The 277-nt window shown below is 42.6% G+C and carries 1 protein-coding gene; it reads right to left on the bottom strand.

The genetic code is table 11. The annotated features are described in order from the left end of the window. Window positions 1-277: dihydroxyacetone kinase subunit DhaK (locus C1G53_RS01770; RefSeq protein ID WP_192873098.1), on the bottom strand; the 277-nt coding region annotated here is incomplete at both ends.

The raw sequence follows: 277 nt of genomic DNA, 5'->3' as shown, positions 1-277 counted from the left end.
TCAATCGATGTCATGTAGTTACCGATTTTCTTGTAGTCAACGACCACACCTTTTTTAGCCAGCAATTGAGCAACGTCGTTGGCAAAGACATATTGTTCCATGAGAGGAGTTGCGCCGAGACCGTTGATAAGGACACCATAGTGTTCGCCATCTTGAATATCAAAGCCTTCTGCCAATTTCTCAACCAATTCTTCAGCCAATTTAGCAGATGGTTGGAGTTTTTCTTTCTTATAGCCAGGTTCACCATGGATACCGACACCGTATTCAAATTCATCCT

The organism is Streptococcus suis (genome assembly GCF_002960445.1).
GTDB lineage: Bacteria > Bacillota > Bacilli > Lactobacillales > Streptococcaceae > Streptococcus > Streptococcus hyiners.
The sequence above is the reverse complement of the archived record's forward strand: the minus strand, read 5'-3'. Positions and strand labels throughout refer to the sequence as shown.